This is a genomic window from Enterococcus sp. E5-37, from assembly GCF_035726925.1.
Classification (GTDB): Bacteria; Bacillota; Bacilli; order Lactobacillales; family Enterococcaceae; genus Enterococcus_B; species Enterococcus_B faecium.
The window spans coordinates 42,692-58,648 of sequence record NZ_JAPMLG010000002.1; the positions used below are offsets into that span (position 1 = coordinate 42,692).

At 38.5% G+C, this 15,957-nt stretch carries 14 protein-coding genes and 1 riboswitch; of the genes, 6 read left to right on the forward strand and 8 right to left on the reverse strand.

Annotated elements, in window-relative coordinates; all coding sequences use genetic code 11:
* Window positions 1-157 precede the first annotated feature (157 nt).
* Complete coding sequence (locus tag OS138_RS01775; RefSeq protein WP_002294013.1) at window positions 158-1,873, forward strand: ABC transporter ATP-binding protein; 1,716 nt, start codon at window positions 158-160, stop codon at window positions 1,871-1,873.
* Window positions 1,874-1,875: 2 nt separating this feature from the next.
* Window positions 1,876-3,639: an ABC transporter ATP-binding protein gene (locus OS138_RS01780; protein WP_087626455.1), complete on the forward strand. Its 1,764-nt coding sequence runs from the start codon at window positions 1,876-1,878 to the stop codon at window positions 3,637-3,639.
* 39 nt (window positions 3,640-3,678) lie between these two features.
* On the opposite strand, the gene OS138_RS01785 is transcribed toward OS138_RS01780, so the two are convergent.
* Window positions 3,679-4,215, reverse strand: coding sequence for a folate family ECF transporter S component (locus OS138_RS01785; protein ID WP_325069609.1), 537 nt, complete (start codon window positions 4,213-4,215; stop codon window positions 3,679-3,681).
* A gap of 37 nt (window positions 4,216-4,252) precedes the next feature.
* Window positions 4,253-4,351, reverse strand: a riboswitch (THF riboswitch).
* A 186-nt stretch (window positions 4,352-4,537) separates the two neighbouring features.
* Window positions 4,538-4,960, reverse strand: coding sequence for a methylglyoxal synthase (gene mgsA, locus OS138_RS01790; protein ID WP_002291069.1), 423 nt, complete (start codon window positions 4,958-4,960; stop codon window positions 4,538-4,540).
* 208 nt (window positions 4,961-5,168) lie between these two features.
* Between mgsA and OS138_RS01795 the strand changes: the two genes are divergently transcribed.
* Window positions 5,169-6,278 (forward strand): ABC transporter ATP-binding protein, encoded by a 1,110-nt coding sequence (locus tag OS138_RS01795; RefSeq protein ID WP_002289507.1) that lies wholly within the window; start codon window positions 5,169-5,171, stop codon window positions 6,276-6,278.
* 121 nt (window positions 6,279-6,399) lie between these two features.
* Here OS138_RS01795 and OS138_RS01800 read toward each other — a convergent pair whose 3' ends face one another.
* The 5 genes from OS138_RS01800 to OS138_RS01820 form a co-directional block, all read right to left on the reverse strand.
* Window positions 6,400-7,029, reverse strand: coding sequence for a hypothetical protein (locus tag OS138_RS01800; RefSeq protein WP_002294011.1), 630 nt, complete (start codon window positions 7,027-7,029; stop codon window positions 6,400-6,402).
* 450 nt (window positions 7,030-7,479) lie between these two features.
* Entirely contained in the window at window positions 7,480-8,364 is an 885-nt protein-coding gene (gene rsmA, locus OS138_RS01805) for a 16S rRNA (adenine(1518)-N(6)/adenine(1519)-N(6))-dimethyltransferase RsmA (protein WP_086325022.1), read from the reverse strand.
* Complete coding sequence (gene rnmV / locus OS138_RS01810; RefSeq protein WP_081156722.1) at window positions 8,357-8,926, reverse strand: ribonuclease M5; 570 nt, start codon at window positions 8,924-8,926, stop codon at window positions 8,357-8,359. Before rnmV ends, rsmA begins: the two co-directional genes overlap by 8 nt.
* Window positions 8,919-9,695 carry a TatD family hydrolase gene (locus OS138_RS01815; protein WP_002294001.1) on the reverse strand — a complete coding sequence of 259 codons (777 nt, stop codon included), beginning with the start codon at window positions 9,693-9,695 and terminating at the stop codon, window positions 8,919-8,921. The genes rnmV and OS138_RS01815 overlap by 8 nt, the downstream gene beginning before the upstream one ends.
* 154 nt (window positions 9,696-9,849) lie before the next feature.
* The gene (locus OS138_RS01820; protein ID WP_002319648.1) at window positions 9,850-11,172 is read right to left on the reverse strand and encodes an APC family permease; all 1,323 of its coding nucleotides are present in this window, start codon (window positions 11,170-11,172) and stop codon (window positions 9,850-9,852) included.
* A gap of 174 nt (window positions 11,173-11,346) precedes the next feature.
* Between OS138_RS01820 and OS138_RS01825 the strand changes: the two genes are divergently transcribed.
* Window positions 11,347-11,934 carry a hypothetical protein gene (locus tag OS138_RS01825; RefSeq protein WP_127821284.1) on the forward strand — a complete coding sequence of 196 codons (588 nt, stop codon included), beginning with the start codon at window positions 11,347-11,349 and terminating at the stop codon, window positions 11,932-11,934.
* A gap of 483 nt (window positions 11,935-12,417) precedes the next feature.
* Here the strand turns inward: OS138_RS01825 and metG are convergent, their stop codons facing one another.
* Window positions 12,418-14,427: a methionine--tRNA ligase gene (gene metG / locus OS138_RS01830; RefSeq protein WP_002289325.1), complete on the reverse strand. Its 2,010-nt coding sequence runs from the start codon at window positions 14,425-14,427 to the stop codon at window positions 12,418-12,420.
* 267 nt (window positions 14,428-14,694) lie between these two features.
* Between metG and OS138_RS01835 the strand changes: the two genes are divergently transcribed.
* Both OS138_RS01835 and OS138_RS01840 read left to right on the forward strand, forming a co-directional pair.
* Window positions 14,695-14,973 (forward strand): hypothetical protein, encoded by a 279-nt coding sequence (locus OS138_RS01835; protein ID WP_002289337.1) that lies wholly within the window; start codon window positions 14,695-14,697, stop codon window positions 14,971-14,973.
* A gap of 96 nt (window positions 14,974-15,069) precedes the next feature.
* Window positions 15,070-15,891: an NUDIX domain-containing protein gene (locus OS138_RS01840; protein ID WP_002293995.1), complete on the forward strand. Its 822-nt coding sequence runs from the start codon at window positions 15,070-15,072 to the stop codon at window positions 15,889-15,891.
* Window positions 15,892-15,957 lie beyond the last annotated feature (66 nt).

A 15,957-nucleotide genomic window follows, 5' to 3' on the forward strand; every position in this document is an offset into this window, starting at 1 on the left:
TTTAAAAAAAATAGTCTATTCAATTTCTAAAGCTTCTTCATAATAAAACTTTCATTTATGAAAAGGCTTGTTCTCTTTTCATTCTAAATTTCCTAAGCTACAATGTGGTAGTACTTGTTTTTTCAATTGTGGACAAATAAATAATAGGAGGAATCATATGATTCAGTTATTACGTTATGCAAAAGACTATCGTAAGCAAATCATTTTGGGCCCGTTCTTCAAATTTCTTGAAGCTGTCTTCGAACTTGTCCTGCCTTTAATGATGGCTTCCTTGATCGATAATGGACTAAAAATGAATGACCGAGGAAAAATCATTGAAATGGGCTTATGGATGGTCGCTATGTCTGTGATTGGTCTGATTTGTGCTATCATTTGCCAATACTATGCTTCAGTAGCTTCACAAGGATTTGGTACAGAGTTACGTAATCAGCTAATCAAAAAAATCAATACTTTCTCTCACAACGAGTTGAATCATTTTGGAACAGATACCTTGATCACCCGAATGACAAACGACATCAATCAGCTTCAGCTAGCTTTAGCAATGGTCATTCGTTTATTGATCAGAGCACCGTTTTTAAGTATCGGGTCAGTGGTCATGGCTTTTGTGATCGACTGGGAAGTAGGTCTGTTTTTCTTAGCATTATTGCCTATTTTCTCAATCATTTTATTTTTTATCATCAAAAAAACCGTTCCTCTCTACCAAAAAGTGCAAGAAAAACTAGATCAGCTCAATGAACACGTTAGTCAGAATCTTAGCGGTGTTCGTGTCATCCGCGCATTTGCGCAGACAAAAAAAGAAACAGAGAAGTTCGATAAAAGCACAAATGATCTAGCGAACAATTATTTACGTGTTTCCAATATCTCTGCCCTATTATCACCTGCTACAACCTTGATCATGAATGTCGGGATCATCTGTTTGCTGACAGTTGGCGGGATCAAAGTAAATATTGGTAGCTTGCAACAAGGACAAGTTCTTGCTTTGATCAATTATATGAATCAAATGCTTTTGGCACTGATCGTTGTTTCAAACCTCGTCGTGATCTTCACACGTGCCGAAGCTTCAGGAAATCGGGTGAAAGAGGTGCTAGACACAGAAAATTCGATTCTTGAAGCTGAGGTCAGTACTACTCCCGATTTTTCTTCTGAAGCAATTATCGCTTTTGACCATGTTGACTTCCGTTATACTCCTGATTCTGGTCTTTCTCTCCAAAATATTACATTTCAGCTGAAGCGAAATACAGTCCTTGGAATCATTGGTCCAACCGGAAGCGGGAAAACGACTTTGACACAATTGATTCCGCGTTTCTATGATGTCAGTTCCGGTACAGTTATAATGGACGGAATGGATGTTCGTTCTTGGCAGCTGGATCATCTCCGTCAGCAAATTGCTCTTGTTCCCCAAACTTCTGTACTATTTACCGGGACTATTCGTGAAAACCTTCAATGGGGTAAGAAAGACGCCACAGAAAAAGAATGTTGGGAAGCTCTGAAAATCGCTCAGGCAGAAGAATTTGTCCGTCAGCTTCCAAATGGTTTAGATACAAAAGTCATGGAAAATGGGAAAAATTTCTCTGGCGGACAAAAACAGCGACTGACGATTGCAAGAGCTTTGATTGCCAAGCCAGCATTACTGATTTTAGATGACTCTTTAAGTGCGTTGGATTATCAAACAGACTTGGATTTGCGTAAGGCGCTACAGACTTATCTTGGCAGTACAGTGATTATTATCTCCCAACGTGTCCGCTCTATTCAAGAAGCACATCATATCTTAGTGATGGATCAAGGTAAGATTGCTGCTCAGGGTACCCATGAAGAATTACTTGCTCAATCAGCAGAATATCAGGAAATCGTCGCATCACAGGAGGAAGAATAGTTATGAAAGTAAAAAAATTATCCTTGCAGACGCTCCGCCGATTCATTCCTTACCTTACTGCCTATGCAAAAGACATTTGGCTAGCTGTGCTACTAGGAATCATCAATGGGATTGCAACAGTTGTGATGACGTTACAAATTGGTCAAAGTATCGATCAAATGATTGGAGAAGGACAGGTCCGCTTCAATCGACTGTTCCATTTACTTATTCTATTCGGTGGTATCGTTTTAATCAACGTAGTCAGTCAATGGCTCATCCAAGTGTTAAGCAATCGGTTAGCTTACTTATCCGTTGCAAAATTAAGAAAAGATGCATTTGCTCATCTGAATCGATTGCCACTTCGTTATTATGATCAAAACTCCCACGGAAATATCGTCAGTCGATTTACAAATGATATGGACAATATTTCCATTGCAATTTCTGCGACCTTCAATCAATTATTTTCTGGAGTGGCAATCATCATTCTTTCGTTTATTTTTATGATGCGTCTAAGTCCACTTCTGACATTGGTCGTTCTTTGTTCCACACCGATTATTTTCCTTGTGAGTTGGATCGTTGCTCGCGCTTCACAAACAAATTTCGATAGACAGCAAAGGATTATTGGGGATATCTCGGGCTTTGTGACCGAACGAATCGGTAACCAGAAAATCGTGAAAGCTTTTCAGCAAGAAGAAGCTAGTCAACAGCAATTTGAACTGCTAAATGCTGATCTATATGAAAAAGGACAACGGGCACAATTTTCTTCTTCCTTGACAAACCCGTCTTCTCGTTTTGTAGATCACCTTGCTTATTTATCGATTGGTTTAGTTGGCGGCCTATTGGCATTGAAGAGTGGTTCGTCAATCACTGTTGGTGTGATTTCCAGCTTTACGATCTACTCAAGTCAGTTTTCTAAACCATTTATCGAACTTTCTGGAATCACGACACAACTGCAAACCGCTTTTTCTGGTCTAGAACGAGCATTTGATTTGATCGATCAACCAGAAGAAAAGCCTGATTTGCCAGATGCCTATGCCTTGGAACCCAAAAATATCAAAGGAAAAGTCTCTTTTGATCATGTTTCTTTTTCTTATGACCCCAAACAGCGTTTGATCGAAGATTTCAATTTTACTGCTTATCCAGGTCAAACCATTGCTATAGTAGGAAAAACAGGGGCCGGAAAATCCACACTTGTTAATTTGCTGATGCGTTTTTATGACACAACAAAAGGAACAATTACAGTCGATGACCATGACATCCGCTCTATCCAACGTGATACATTACGTAAAAGTTTTGGAATGGTGTTACAAGATACTTGGCTATTTGACAGTACATTGCGAGAAAATCTTCGTTTTGGGAATCCGGAAGCAAGTGACGCAGAAATCAATGATGCCCTAAAAGCCTCTTATATGTATGAATTTGTAGAACGTTTGCCGGAAAAATTAGATACTAAGATTGGCGGTCAAGGGTTAAAGATATCAGATGGACAACGCCAACTGTTGACGATTGCTCGAACGATGATCAGTAATCCCCCTATGTTGATCTTAGATGAAGCTACCAGCTCAGTCGATACATTGACAGAGAAAAAAATCCAACAAGCCTTCTTAGCAATGATGGAAGGAAAAACCAGTTTTGTTATTGCCCATCGCCTGTCCACAATCAAAAATGCGGACCAGATATTAGTGATGGATCAGGGAGCCATTGTCGAAATGGGCACCCATGATGAGCTGCTTCAAAAAGATGGTTATTACCGACGGCTCTATCAAGCACAATTCACAGCACAATAAAAACAAGCAGTCTTCTGGGATGGGAAGACTGCTTGTTTTTTATTTAGCGTGGATCGCTAAACTTCTTAAAATTTTTTTGTAAGGAATACTACGTCCTACGTAATAAATGGCAATTGATTGAATCGGTATCCATATTACTGTTTTTAACAGGCGGGGCGCCCAAACGACCCAGCTGAACAATGGCACATGGTACATCAACGCAAGCCATAATGGTGTCAAAAATAAGTTGATGATCAGCGTGACACTAAGCGTAGCCAGAATGGCATTTTTCCAAGTGATCTCTTTTCGATAGAAAAAGAATCCGTAGATTGCTCCTTCAATAAATGCATTCAATGTAAATCCAATAAAGAATGCAGATTTCGAGAAGAGGGCCATTCCTACTAAATCAGCTAAAACTGCGCCTATCCCTGACCAAAAAGGACCAAAAAGAATGCCCATGATCACTTGTGGAATAAATGTGACACTGATTTTAATAAATGGGGTCTCGATTGCTACCAGTCGGGACAAAGTGACCATCAATGCAATCAATAAGCCCATAATAGCAATCATACGTGCGTCTAACCGGTGTTTCTTCATTTTTAGCATCTCCTTTAAGAGCTGCTACATCGTATCATGCAGCGAATGCGAAAATAAAACCGCGAACATTACGTCCTTCGTCCAAGAGGCAACATCCCATCCTCTTAGCACTTAACGCTTTATTTTCTACTCTGTATTATTTTTGGGATCTTTTCCCACAGAAACTATAGCATATTTTCACATTTACTGCAAATACGAAAAACTAATATTATTGTTTATATTATCCAATACGTTCGTATTATACCGCATATTATCAGTTTGTTTAGCTTTTATAGCTAAATATAGGCGAACATTAAACGTTATTTTTCCATACACTTATCCATCAAAATGAAAGTGGACGCTTGTCTATTTCATGGACGATTCTTCGAAAATCTAGGAAGCCGGCTTCCAGTCCTCTTAGTAGCACCTCAGCTGTTCCGATATTCGTAGCTAACGGAATCTCATAGACATCAGATAAACGGATAAGTGCTGTTACATCTGGTTCATGGGGCTGTGCAGCCAGCGGGTCTCGAAGAAAAATCACCAAATCTAACTGATCCTCCGAAATCATGGCTCCAATTTGCTGATCCCCGCCTAACGGTCCGGATTTAAACCGATGGATCGGCAAGCCGGTTGCTTCCGTGATCCTCTGCCCAGTCGTCCCGGTAGCAAAAAGTTCATGTTTTTCCAATATTGTTTTATACGCTGTTGCTAATTTCACCATCATAGGTTTTTTTCGGTCATGAGCGATCAAAGCGATTTTCATAAGAGACACTCCTTTTGATATTGTTAACATACTTATTTACTCCAGTGTATCAGTTTTTATTTCTTATGGATATTTATTAAAGCTTAAAACTAGCACATTGACAAAAAAAAGAAAAAATTCTTGTTCAACATGACATTGAAGTTAGTTAACGCTTTCATTTATACTTTAAATAGTTAATAAAACTAAAAAAGAAAGTGTGGAACGTATTATGGTAGAAATGGCTCTGAAAAACGTATATAAAAAATATGACAATGCAGAAAATTATTCTGTAACTGATTTTAATCTATCAATCAAAGACCGTGAATTTATCGTTTTTGTTGGTCCTTCCGGTTGTGGAAAGTCAACTACTTTGCGAATGATCGCGGGACTGGAAGATATCTCTGAAGGAGAACTAAATATCGGCGGAAAAGTCATGAATGACGTGGCACCTAAAGACCGTGATATTGCCATGGTTTTCCAAAACTACGCATTGTATCCTCATATGACTGTTTTTGATAATATGGCTTTTGGCTTGAAATTACGTAAATATGATAAAGCAGACATCAAAAAACGTGTGGACAATGCAGCAGAGATCTTAGGTCTGACAGAATACTTGAAACGAAAACCAGCTGCTTTATCTGGTGGACAACGCCAACGTGTGGCATTGGGACGGGCAATCGTTCGGGATGCAAAAGTCTTCTTAATGGATGAGCCATTATCAAATTTAGATGCTAAATTACGTGTAGCTATGCGTGCTGAGATTGCCAAACTTCACCAGCGTCTTGAAACAACGACCATCTATGTTACTCACGATCAGACAGAAGCGATGACTATGGCTGACCGAATCGTTATCATGAAAGACGGATTTATCCAACAAATCGGTACACCGAAAGAAGTTTATGATACACCCGTCAATATGTTCGTTGCCGGCTTTATTGGATCTCCTGCCATGAATTTCTTTAATGTGACATTGAAAAATGGTGTTATCACAGATGGACATGGGCTTAAGCTTCGTATTCCTGAAGGGAAAAACAAAGTATTAGTTGAAAAAGGTTATGAAGGAAAAGAAGTTATCTTCGGTATTCGTCCAGAAGACATCCACAGTGAACAAGTAGCCCTTGAAGCTTCACCTGAAGCCGTAGTCAAATCAGAAGTTGTCGTTTCCGAATTACTTGGAGCTGAAACGATGCTTTACACAAAAACTGGTTCTACTGAGTTCATCTCAAAAGTAGATGCAAGAGATTTCCATAAACCAGGCGAAATAGTCGACCTTGCCTTCAATATCAGCAAAGGCCACTTCTTTGATAAAGAAACAGAACAAGTCATCAAACTTCCATAAATTGCCCCCTGTTAGAGCTGTGCCAGAAGATGTTGGTGCAGCTCTTTTTAGGACAAAAAACTCTCATCTTAGAGGATTTATTATCCATTACTAGATGAGAGTTTTTTTTGAGAGATCATGTCTAATATGTCGTTTTCTTCGCGTACCCTTGAATCGACTCTTTCCGATTTTCTTTTTTTGCTGCCGTAAATACGGGGATATCAAAATATTTGCTGAGTGTTCCTGCTATAAAATAAGCAATATTATAATCAACTAAACTGTGGATGAGCCCACCAATCCCCATCAAGATGAATACTGTATAAAAATATCCTTGAGAATAATATGTTTCAGGCATATTACCAATAAAGTAAAAGATGCTGACTACTAGCATTTCTGCTAAAGAATGAATCACACCGATCACAAAATTGAACCCTTGGAAACGCCAATTAGCAAAAGTAAACTGTCCATTTTTTAAAACGATACTCGGATGCTTTTGCAAGTACCAAGCCCCAATCAACGCAAACACAAGATGTGACAATGCTCGCAATGCGATGATAACCGGCGTTGTTAAAAAGAAACCAAATGTCGTACCTAGCGCAACAGCCACTGCAACTCCTGGTGTAAAAAACATCGCAATAAATAATGGCACATGAGACGCCAAAGTAAAGGAAGCTGGTGGAATCATGATTTTAGGCATGACCATTGGGATAATGACCCCCATCCCAATCAATAAAGCAGAAATCGTTAGTTTTCGAACTGAATTTTTTCTCATTTTTTCTCTCCCCTAATATGTCTTGACACATAAATGTCGACTTAGTATAACTCACTTACTAATAACTGTCAAGACACATATTCTTTTCTAAATCCATACAAAATGAGTGTGAGTATCAAGTATAAGAATTTTTTGATCAAGAAACAAAAATAGGAGATGTGACAACATTTGTGTCACGTCTCCTTGTTCGGCATAATAGTGGTCAAAAGCTTGCATCAAGTAATAAGACCAACTAACTCAAAAACATGAGAAGCTGTTTTTTGAAATTGTTCCTTGTGACTTAGAGTTAAACGGCAGGCCCACAACCTCTTTCTTAAACGGTGTTCAAAAGCTTGCATCTGCGGTAATAAGCCCAAACAAACGAAAAACATGAGGAACTATTTTTGTTTGGTTGTTCTTATTACTTGATGCAGGACAGCTTTTTCACAACTTCTGTCACAACCTCTTTTTTTACTGCATATTTTCTGACATCGCATTGCTTAATGCAGCAAATTCTTGTAATGACAAAGTCTCTCCACGACGTTTTGGATCGATTCCAGCTGTTTCCAAGCTTTTTGATAACCATGCTTTTGTCTGGTCATCTTTGCCATACGAATGCTGCAAGTTATTCCAAAGCGTTTTTCTTCTTTGCTGAAATGCCGCTTTTGTCAATCGGAAAAATGCTTTTTCGTCTGTCACTTCGACTGCCGGTATATCTCTTCTTGTCAGTTTCAAAATCGCTGAATCTACATTTGGCTGAGGGACAAATACTGTTTTTGGTACGATGAATGCTAAACTGGCTTCCATATAATATTGAACAGCAATCGATAATGAACCATAAGCTTTCGTTCCTGGTTCAGCAGAGATACGATCAGCTACTTCTTTTTGCATCATGACGACTAGTTCATCCACAACCAAATCTGATTCAAGAAAATGCATCATGATCGGTGTCGTAATATAGTAAGGTAAATTCGCTACGACTTTTAACGGAAGCTCCTCATGAAATGTTTCTCTAACAGCTGTTGACAAATCGGTCTTTAAAATATCTTGATGTACAATAGTCACATTGTCATAGGGTTGCATCGTATCAGCCAATACAGGGATCAAACGATCATCGATCTCAAATGCTACGACTTGTTTTGCATGCTTGGCTAATTGTTCCGTCAATGCACCGATTCCTGGTCCAACTTCGATCACGTTCGTATGTTCATCTATTTGCGCAGTTTCTACGATTTTCCTTAAAATATTTGGTTCAGTCAGAAAATTTTGTCCTAAACTTTTTTTAAATGAAAAACCATGTTTCAATAAAATCTCTTTTGTTCTAGAGGGTGTCGCAATTTCACGATATTCACTCATGTTGTTCCTCCACTATTTTCATTGCTTGGGCGAGTTCTTTCGGCGTAATACGAAACATCTTCAAACGTTTTTCCAATTGTTTGCCGTTCGTGTAACCGATGCGCAACTCGTCACCTAGTTTTTCTCGTTTTTCTTTTGCTTGTGCCCCAGCTATTAAACCATAGTCTAAAAGGTCTTGTCTAGTGATTTCAGAAACAGCCGTTTGGGAAATGTCTGGCGTCACGACCTTTTTCAATGCTTCTAAAATAGCAGCATTACTTGCATGCTCAACACCAAGGCTTCCCTTTTTCTTTGGTTTAGCTTGTGTGCGCGGCAAAAAAGCATGTTTTGCCTGAGGAACAGCTTCCATAATGATTTTTCTTATTTTTTCTCCTGAAAAATCAGGATCGGTAAAAACGATCACCCCACGAGTCTCTTGGGCATGTTCAATTTGCATCAGGATCTCTTCATTGATTGCAGACCCTATTGTTTCTATCGTATCTGCATCAACTACTTCCCGCAGCCTTCTTGTATCGTCTTTTCCTTCAACGACTATAATCTCTTGGATCTTCATCTTATCCATGTTCGCTTAGACCAAATAATCGGTGCGCATTTGTCCATGTTTGGGCAGCCACTTCTTCTGTCGGAAGATTCCGAAGTTCAGCAATCTTTTCTACTGTATAACGAGTATAGCCTGGTTCATTTCGCTTTCCTCTAAAAGGAACTGGTGCCAGATAAGGGGCATCTGTTTCCACAAGTAATCGTTCGATTGGTACATTTGCTGCAGCCTCTTGGACGTCTAATGCTTTTTTGAAAGTGACGACACCGCTAAATGAAATATGCATCCCTAAGTCAAGAAATCGTTTTGCCCATTCATAATCACCACTGAAACTATGCATGATTCCACCGATATCTCGAACATCTTCTTCTTTTAGGATTTGATACGTGTCTTCAAGTGCTTCTCTAGTATGAATACTGATTGGTAGGTTCATTTCTTTTGCGATAGCAATCTGTCTGCGAAATACTTTATCTTGGACTTCTTTCGGGTCTTCCATCCAATGATAATCCAAGCCAATTTCCCCTAATGCTACAACCTTTGGTAAAGTCAATTGTTCTTGTAATTTATTTTCGATTTCTTTCGTATAACTGCCAGCCTCTGTCGGATGCCAGCCGATAATACTGTATATATTTGGATAGTCATGGCTTAATTGCAAAGACTTTTCAATCGTTGGCGTATCGAAGCCCACGACCGCCATTTTCGTTACCCCCATTTCTTGTGCTCGCTGAATCGTTTCTGGAATATCTTCATTGAACTGTTCAGCATTTAAATGGGTATGAGAATCAAATATCATGTTTATCTCTCCTTTTCATTCTTACTTTAGCACATAAGCACTACTTGCAGAAGTAGCAAAAATCAAAATAGAAGAACTTGTTTTATTGAAATAGAAAAAGCACGAAGATCTAGAGGACCTAGTTCGTACTTTTTCTGTCTGTTGTTGAAATATTTTACTCTTCTGAGCGTTTTTTCTTTTTTTGATAATAGACTGGGATACCTATCAAGGTAACACCTATACCGATCAATGCTAATTTCGTTTGCGTCATCATCGTCATACCTAAAATGAAAATAGCGCCGAGAATCGCAATAATCGGAACGATTGGATAAAGTGGTACTTTATATGGACGTGGCAATTCCGGCGCTTTTTTTCTTAAAATAAAGACACCGATAAAAATCAGTAAACTGAATAGCCACATCACAAAAATCAACATGTCTGTTAAAAAGTCGAAAGAACCAAGGCTCATCATAATACAAGCTACTGCTAACTGGAAAATCGCAGGAACATAAGGAACCGTAAACTTCTTTGAAAGCTTTGTCAGCTGTTTACTGAAAGGTAGCTCGTCTTCTAAAGCCATCGCATAAGGCACGCGGATCCCAGTTAGTGTATAACCGTTCAATGCACCGTATACCGAGATCAAGATCCCAATAGTGACCAGCTTTCCACCGATTCCTCCAAAAATGACGTCTGATGCTTCAGAAGCTGCATTCAAATTACCGGCAAGATGATCAATCGGCAAAGTTTTCAAAAAAACAAAATTGATCAATAGATAAACGACTGTTACAAAACTCAAACCAAGAATAATTGCTTTAGGCAAATCTTTTTCCGGCCGTTTCATTTCCCCTGCCATTGCACCGACACCTAACCAGCCGTCATAAGCAAACAACGTTGCTAACAACGCACTGCTCAATCCTTCGACAAAAGTAACATCTTTTCCAGCTTCGATTGGAAATAACTGGACAGTTCCTTGTCCTGGGGTCAATAATCCCCATATGACAATCACAGCAATTGGTATTAATTTAACAATCAACGTCACTGATTGTACAGAAGCACCGACTTTTGTTCCTAACAAATTCAACCCTGTCACAGAAACAGCGGTGATCACTGCAATCAACAAAAGATAATCGGTAGATAATTGTAATAAGTTCGTCAATTGTGTCGCAAAGATAATCGATAATGCAGCAATATTAGCAGGAAAATAAATCAAGCTTTGCGCCCATCCTAATAAAAAGCTGGGCAATTTTCCATACGCAGCTTCAATATATTTTACAGCTCCACCAGTTTCCGGGATTGCTGTAGCTAATTCAGCCACTGTCAATCCAGCACAGATCGTTAAGAAACCACCCAAAAGCCAAGCTAGCAATGTCAAACTTGTAGACTGAGTACTAGCAGTAACAGCAGCAGTTTTGAAGAAGACGCCTGCACCGATCACGGTTCCCATAACGGTAGCTAATGCGCCAAACAGATTGATTTCTCGTTTTAGTTTGCCTTTCATTCCCATCCTCTTTCTTCTTTGAAATTTGGTATAATTTTCAGTATAACTGAGAATATTTTAATTTACCATTCTTTTTTCTCCACTTTCAGTGAAAAACTCCCTCTTAAGACGGATGTATTTCTTTTTTATTTTTCGTATACTAAACCTACCTTTTCCACGAAGGAGGAACAGTTTATGGATTTTAAGCGTTCTTATCCAAAATTAGCAGATTATTTATCCAACCGGGTCGATTTTTCCCGTAAAGAACAACAGCAGTCCCGTTGGCATTGGTTCACATTAATTTTATTTGGATTAATGACTGTTGCAACGTTATCACAAAAACTAATATTGCTGACTGTGTTCATCGCAATCGTTGCATTGATCAAAGGTCCTGTGATGATCTTGTGGGGGATGTTGTATTCCTTTTTAGTTGGGCTTTTTCCGCCTATCGGTATTTTGCTTTCAGCGATTTTCTTTTTATTGAATATCGGAACATTTACAAAGAACTGGCGGATGACCTTAGTCGGGATCTATTTTTATTTCTATCCTTTTGGAGTGATGGCACTTAGTGAAGTCATGCATTGGGATAATCCTTGGTTTATAGCTGGCTCCTTGCTTTTAGGGTTGATCTTGTTACACGTGATGTTGACAAAGCTCTATCAACATTATGGTATCGGTCGTACGATTTTCTGGTATGTCTTTTCGATCCCATTTGCATTGCTTACTGCTCTCTTACCAAGCCGTTTGAAGACAAAAATAAAAGGTTACCATAAAATCAAGTGATAGGATTTTTACAAAATAAAGAAAACAATCATCGAAGTCAAAGCCGATGATTGTTTTTTTATCTATATTTTCAATCACACATATAAGAACACAAACTAATTGAACATAAAGTGATAGAACTTAGAATTAACACATCAACGCTACTGTTAGATATAAATATAGATGTAATAAAGTCATTGCATTCAAACTTTATGAATGTAAGGACAATAAAAAAGAGTACCAGATGAATCAATTAAAATCTGTCCGACCCTTTATCATTATGCTTTTTTTCTGTTTTTACGATTCCTATCCTATTAGTATTATTCTAAATTAACAAAAATCAGCGAAGCTCGTACTTTTTTTTCTAGGATTTATTTTGGATAGTTCTCTGTTTCTGTATTATATGATTGGCTTCAAGTAATAAGAAGGAATTTACGAAATTTGCTTCTCAAATTTCGGAAAAAGGGGGTATGACACAACTAATGTCATACCCCCTTTGAATTTCTATGCGATTTCTGAGCCATTTGGCATGGATTTTGGTGCTTCGATCACTTGTAAAGAGCCATCTGGTGCTTCTGCAGAAAGGATCATTCCTTGACTGATTTGTCCACGCATCTTTCGTGGTTTCAGATTTGCTACAATGACGACTTTTTTCCCGATCAATTCGCTTGGATCAGGATAAAATTCAGCGATTCCTGACAAGATTTGACGGTCTTGGCTGTCTCCAGCATCTAGTCGGAATTGCAGCAACTTATCTGCCCCTTCTACTTTTTGGCAGTTGATGACTTCTGCTACTTTTAGTTCTACTTTTTCAAATACATCAAATTTGATTTGTTTTTCTTTCGTTGAAACAAGTTCTGTTTCTTCTGGATCCCATTTGACTGTATCTTCGTTTGTTTGAGTACCTTCAGACATTTTTTCTTGAATAAAAGCAACTTCTTCTTCCATATCTAAACGTGGGAAGATTGGTGTACCTTTTGCAACTACTTTTGTTCCTGAAGGAAATTCGCCAAAGTGTAATCCTTCAAGATTCATTGTTTCAGAGTCCAATCCTAGTTGATTGAAGATCTTCTCTGGCGTTTCTGTCATGATTGGCTGAAGTAATATCGCTGCGATACGCAAAGATTCAGCTAAATGGATCATGACACTATTCAATTCAGCTTTCTTTTCTTCGTCTTTTGCTAATACCCATGGTTCTGTTTCATCAATGTATTTATTTGCACGAGAAATCAGCACCCAGATTTCAGCCAACGCTGTATTGAATTCCATTTTTTCCATTGCATCATGGTAACGTCCGACAACGTTAGCAGCCGTCGTAGACAGTTCACTGTCAAATGGAGTGACAAGTGAGGCATAATCAGGAACGAGACCATCACAATATTTGTTGATCATAGCAATCGTACGATTCAATAAGTTCCCTAGATCATTTGCCAGATCATAATTGACACGAGAAACAAAATCTTCTGGCGTAAAGACGCCATCTGACCCAAATGGCACAGCACGAAGCAAATAATAACGGAGTGCATCTAAACCATAACGTTCCACAAGCATTTCAGGATAAACGACATTTCCTTTTGATTTAGACATTTTTCCGTCTTTCATCAATAGCCAGCCATGCCCAAATACTTTTTTAGGTAGAGGCAAATCAAGAGCCATCAACATGATTGGCCAATAGATCGTATGGAAGCGAACGATTTCTTTACCGACCATCTGAACATCTGCAGGCCAGTATTTTTCGAATAGACTTTCATCTTCGGAGCCATATCCTAGTGCAGTAATATAATTGGATAATGCATCGATCCATACATACACCACATGTTTCGGATCACTCTTGACTGGTACCCCCCAAGTAAAGGTTGTTCTTGAAACTGCAAGATCTTCTAATCCTGGTTTGATAAAGTTGTTGATCATTTCGTTTTTACGAGATTCTGGCTGGATGAATTCGGGATGTTCTTCATAGTATTCCAACAGACGGTCTGCGTATTTGCTCATGCGGAAGAAGTATGATTCTTCTTTTACCAATTCTACTTCGTGTCCACTTGGCGCTTTACCACCGATCACATTACCTTCGTCATCTTTGTACACTTCTGCAAGTTGTGTTTCTGTAAAAAATTCTTCATCAGAAACAGAGTACCAGCCTTCATATTCACCTAAGTAAATATCTCCCTGTTCTAATAAACGATCAAATATTTTTTGAACAGCTGCTTTATGGTAATCATCTGTCGTTCGAATGAATTTATCATAACTGATATCAAGCGTTTTCCATAATTTCTTGACATCAGCCGCCATTTTATCTACATATTCTTGCGGTTTTACACCTAGTTCTTCTGCTTTTGTTTCGATTTTTTGACCATGTTCATCCACTCCAGTGAGATAAAACACATCAAAGCCCATCAACCGTTTATAACGAGCAATTGCGTCACATGCAATCGTAGTATACGAGTTGCCGATATGAAGTTTGCCGCTTGGATAATAGATTGGCGTAGTGATATAAAAAGTTTCCTTTTCTGCCACGGGGCTCTTCCTCCTTTATCGCATGATGCGAATTCGTTTCCTTGCTAGTATACCATAAAAAAAGCATGCTGTTAGCTTTTTTTCAAAATGAAAAAGACTGGATAAACGACTTCTATCTACGTTCAATCTATCCTTTAAAAGGATGAATAGGTTGAATAAATGCGGGTTTTTGTTTTGTTTCATATCTAGTAAAAAACGGCTTTTTATTTCTCCTCTCACACGTGGTATAATAAAGACTATCTATCTTAGTAAGGGACTGGAACAATCATGCAGAAGAAACATCTTTTTTTTACACTTAGTATTGCTTTTCTTTCATTAGCACATTTAATATTCAGCTATTTTTATATTCGTATGTATGGTTATTTTAACCTCCATGGGCATTTGAACAGTTTTATGACAGCAGCTTGGATTTTGCGTTTTATCATTGACGTATATATCGTTATTTGTGGCTTCTTTGCCATTCGTGAAGAGCGGTATAAAGTATTGCCGTTTTATCTGCTTTTCTTTTTATTCAATCTCATACTTCCATTTATTTTTCATATTTAAATGATAACCTAGATTTTTCCAGTAAATCCTTGGTTTTTTTTCAGAGTCTGCTACAATAAGGTAAAAAGTACTTTTACTGTCAATGGAGGTGGTCAGATGAACCGTTTTGCTTCTAAAGAAGAAGAAAAATTATATTATGAACATGAAGCAAGTGAAGAAGAATTTCTTAACTGGTATCAAAAACAGGAACGTCCAGAATATGACAAGCCCTCTTTGACTGTCGATATCGTACTGATGTGCTATAACAAAGAAGAAGATCAGCTGAAAGTTTTGTTGATCCAAAGAAAAGGGCATCCTTATCGAAATTCATGGGCATTGCCTGGTGGCTTTGTCCAAAAGGATGAGTCAACTGGAGAAAGCGTCTTAAGAGAAACAAAGGAAGAAACTGGTGTGGTTATTTCAAAAGAAAATATTGAGCAACTGCATACATTCAGTACGCCTAATCGAGATCCGCGAGGCTGGGTCGTCACAGTCAGCTACTTAGCCTTTATTGGAGAAGAACCGCTAATCGCCGGAGATGATGCCAAGGAAGTACGCTGGTTCACACTAGAACGTCATAGTAACAAGATCCATTTATCTAGCGGAGAAGTTGCTATCTCGCTTGATTTAGTCACTGGAGAGTCTTCTGGCAAAGATACTTTGGCTTTTGACCATAGTCAAATCATCTTGAAAGCATTCAACCGTGTAGTCAATAAAATGGAACACGAGCCGCAAGTTCTACAAGTTTTAGGTAAAGATTTCACGATTACGGAAGCTCGAAAAGTATTTGCTAAATTCTTAGGGATCGATTATAAAACGATCGATCATTCCAATTTTAAGAAAGCTATGCTCCAATATTTCGATGAGATCGGTGAACGTCCTGTAGGAATCGGCCGTCCTTCAAAAATCTATCAGCTCAAGCCGGGGCACCATGAATAAGGTTGTGAACAAAAGATTCAGACCTAATCATTCAAGAAAGAACGCAAAAACAACTCTTTGTGAGTT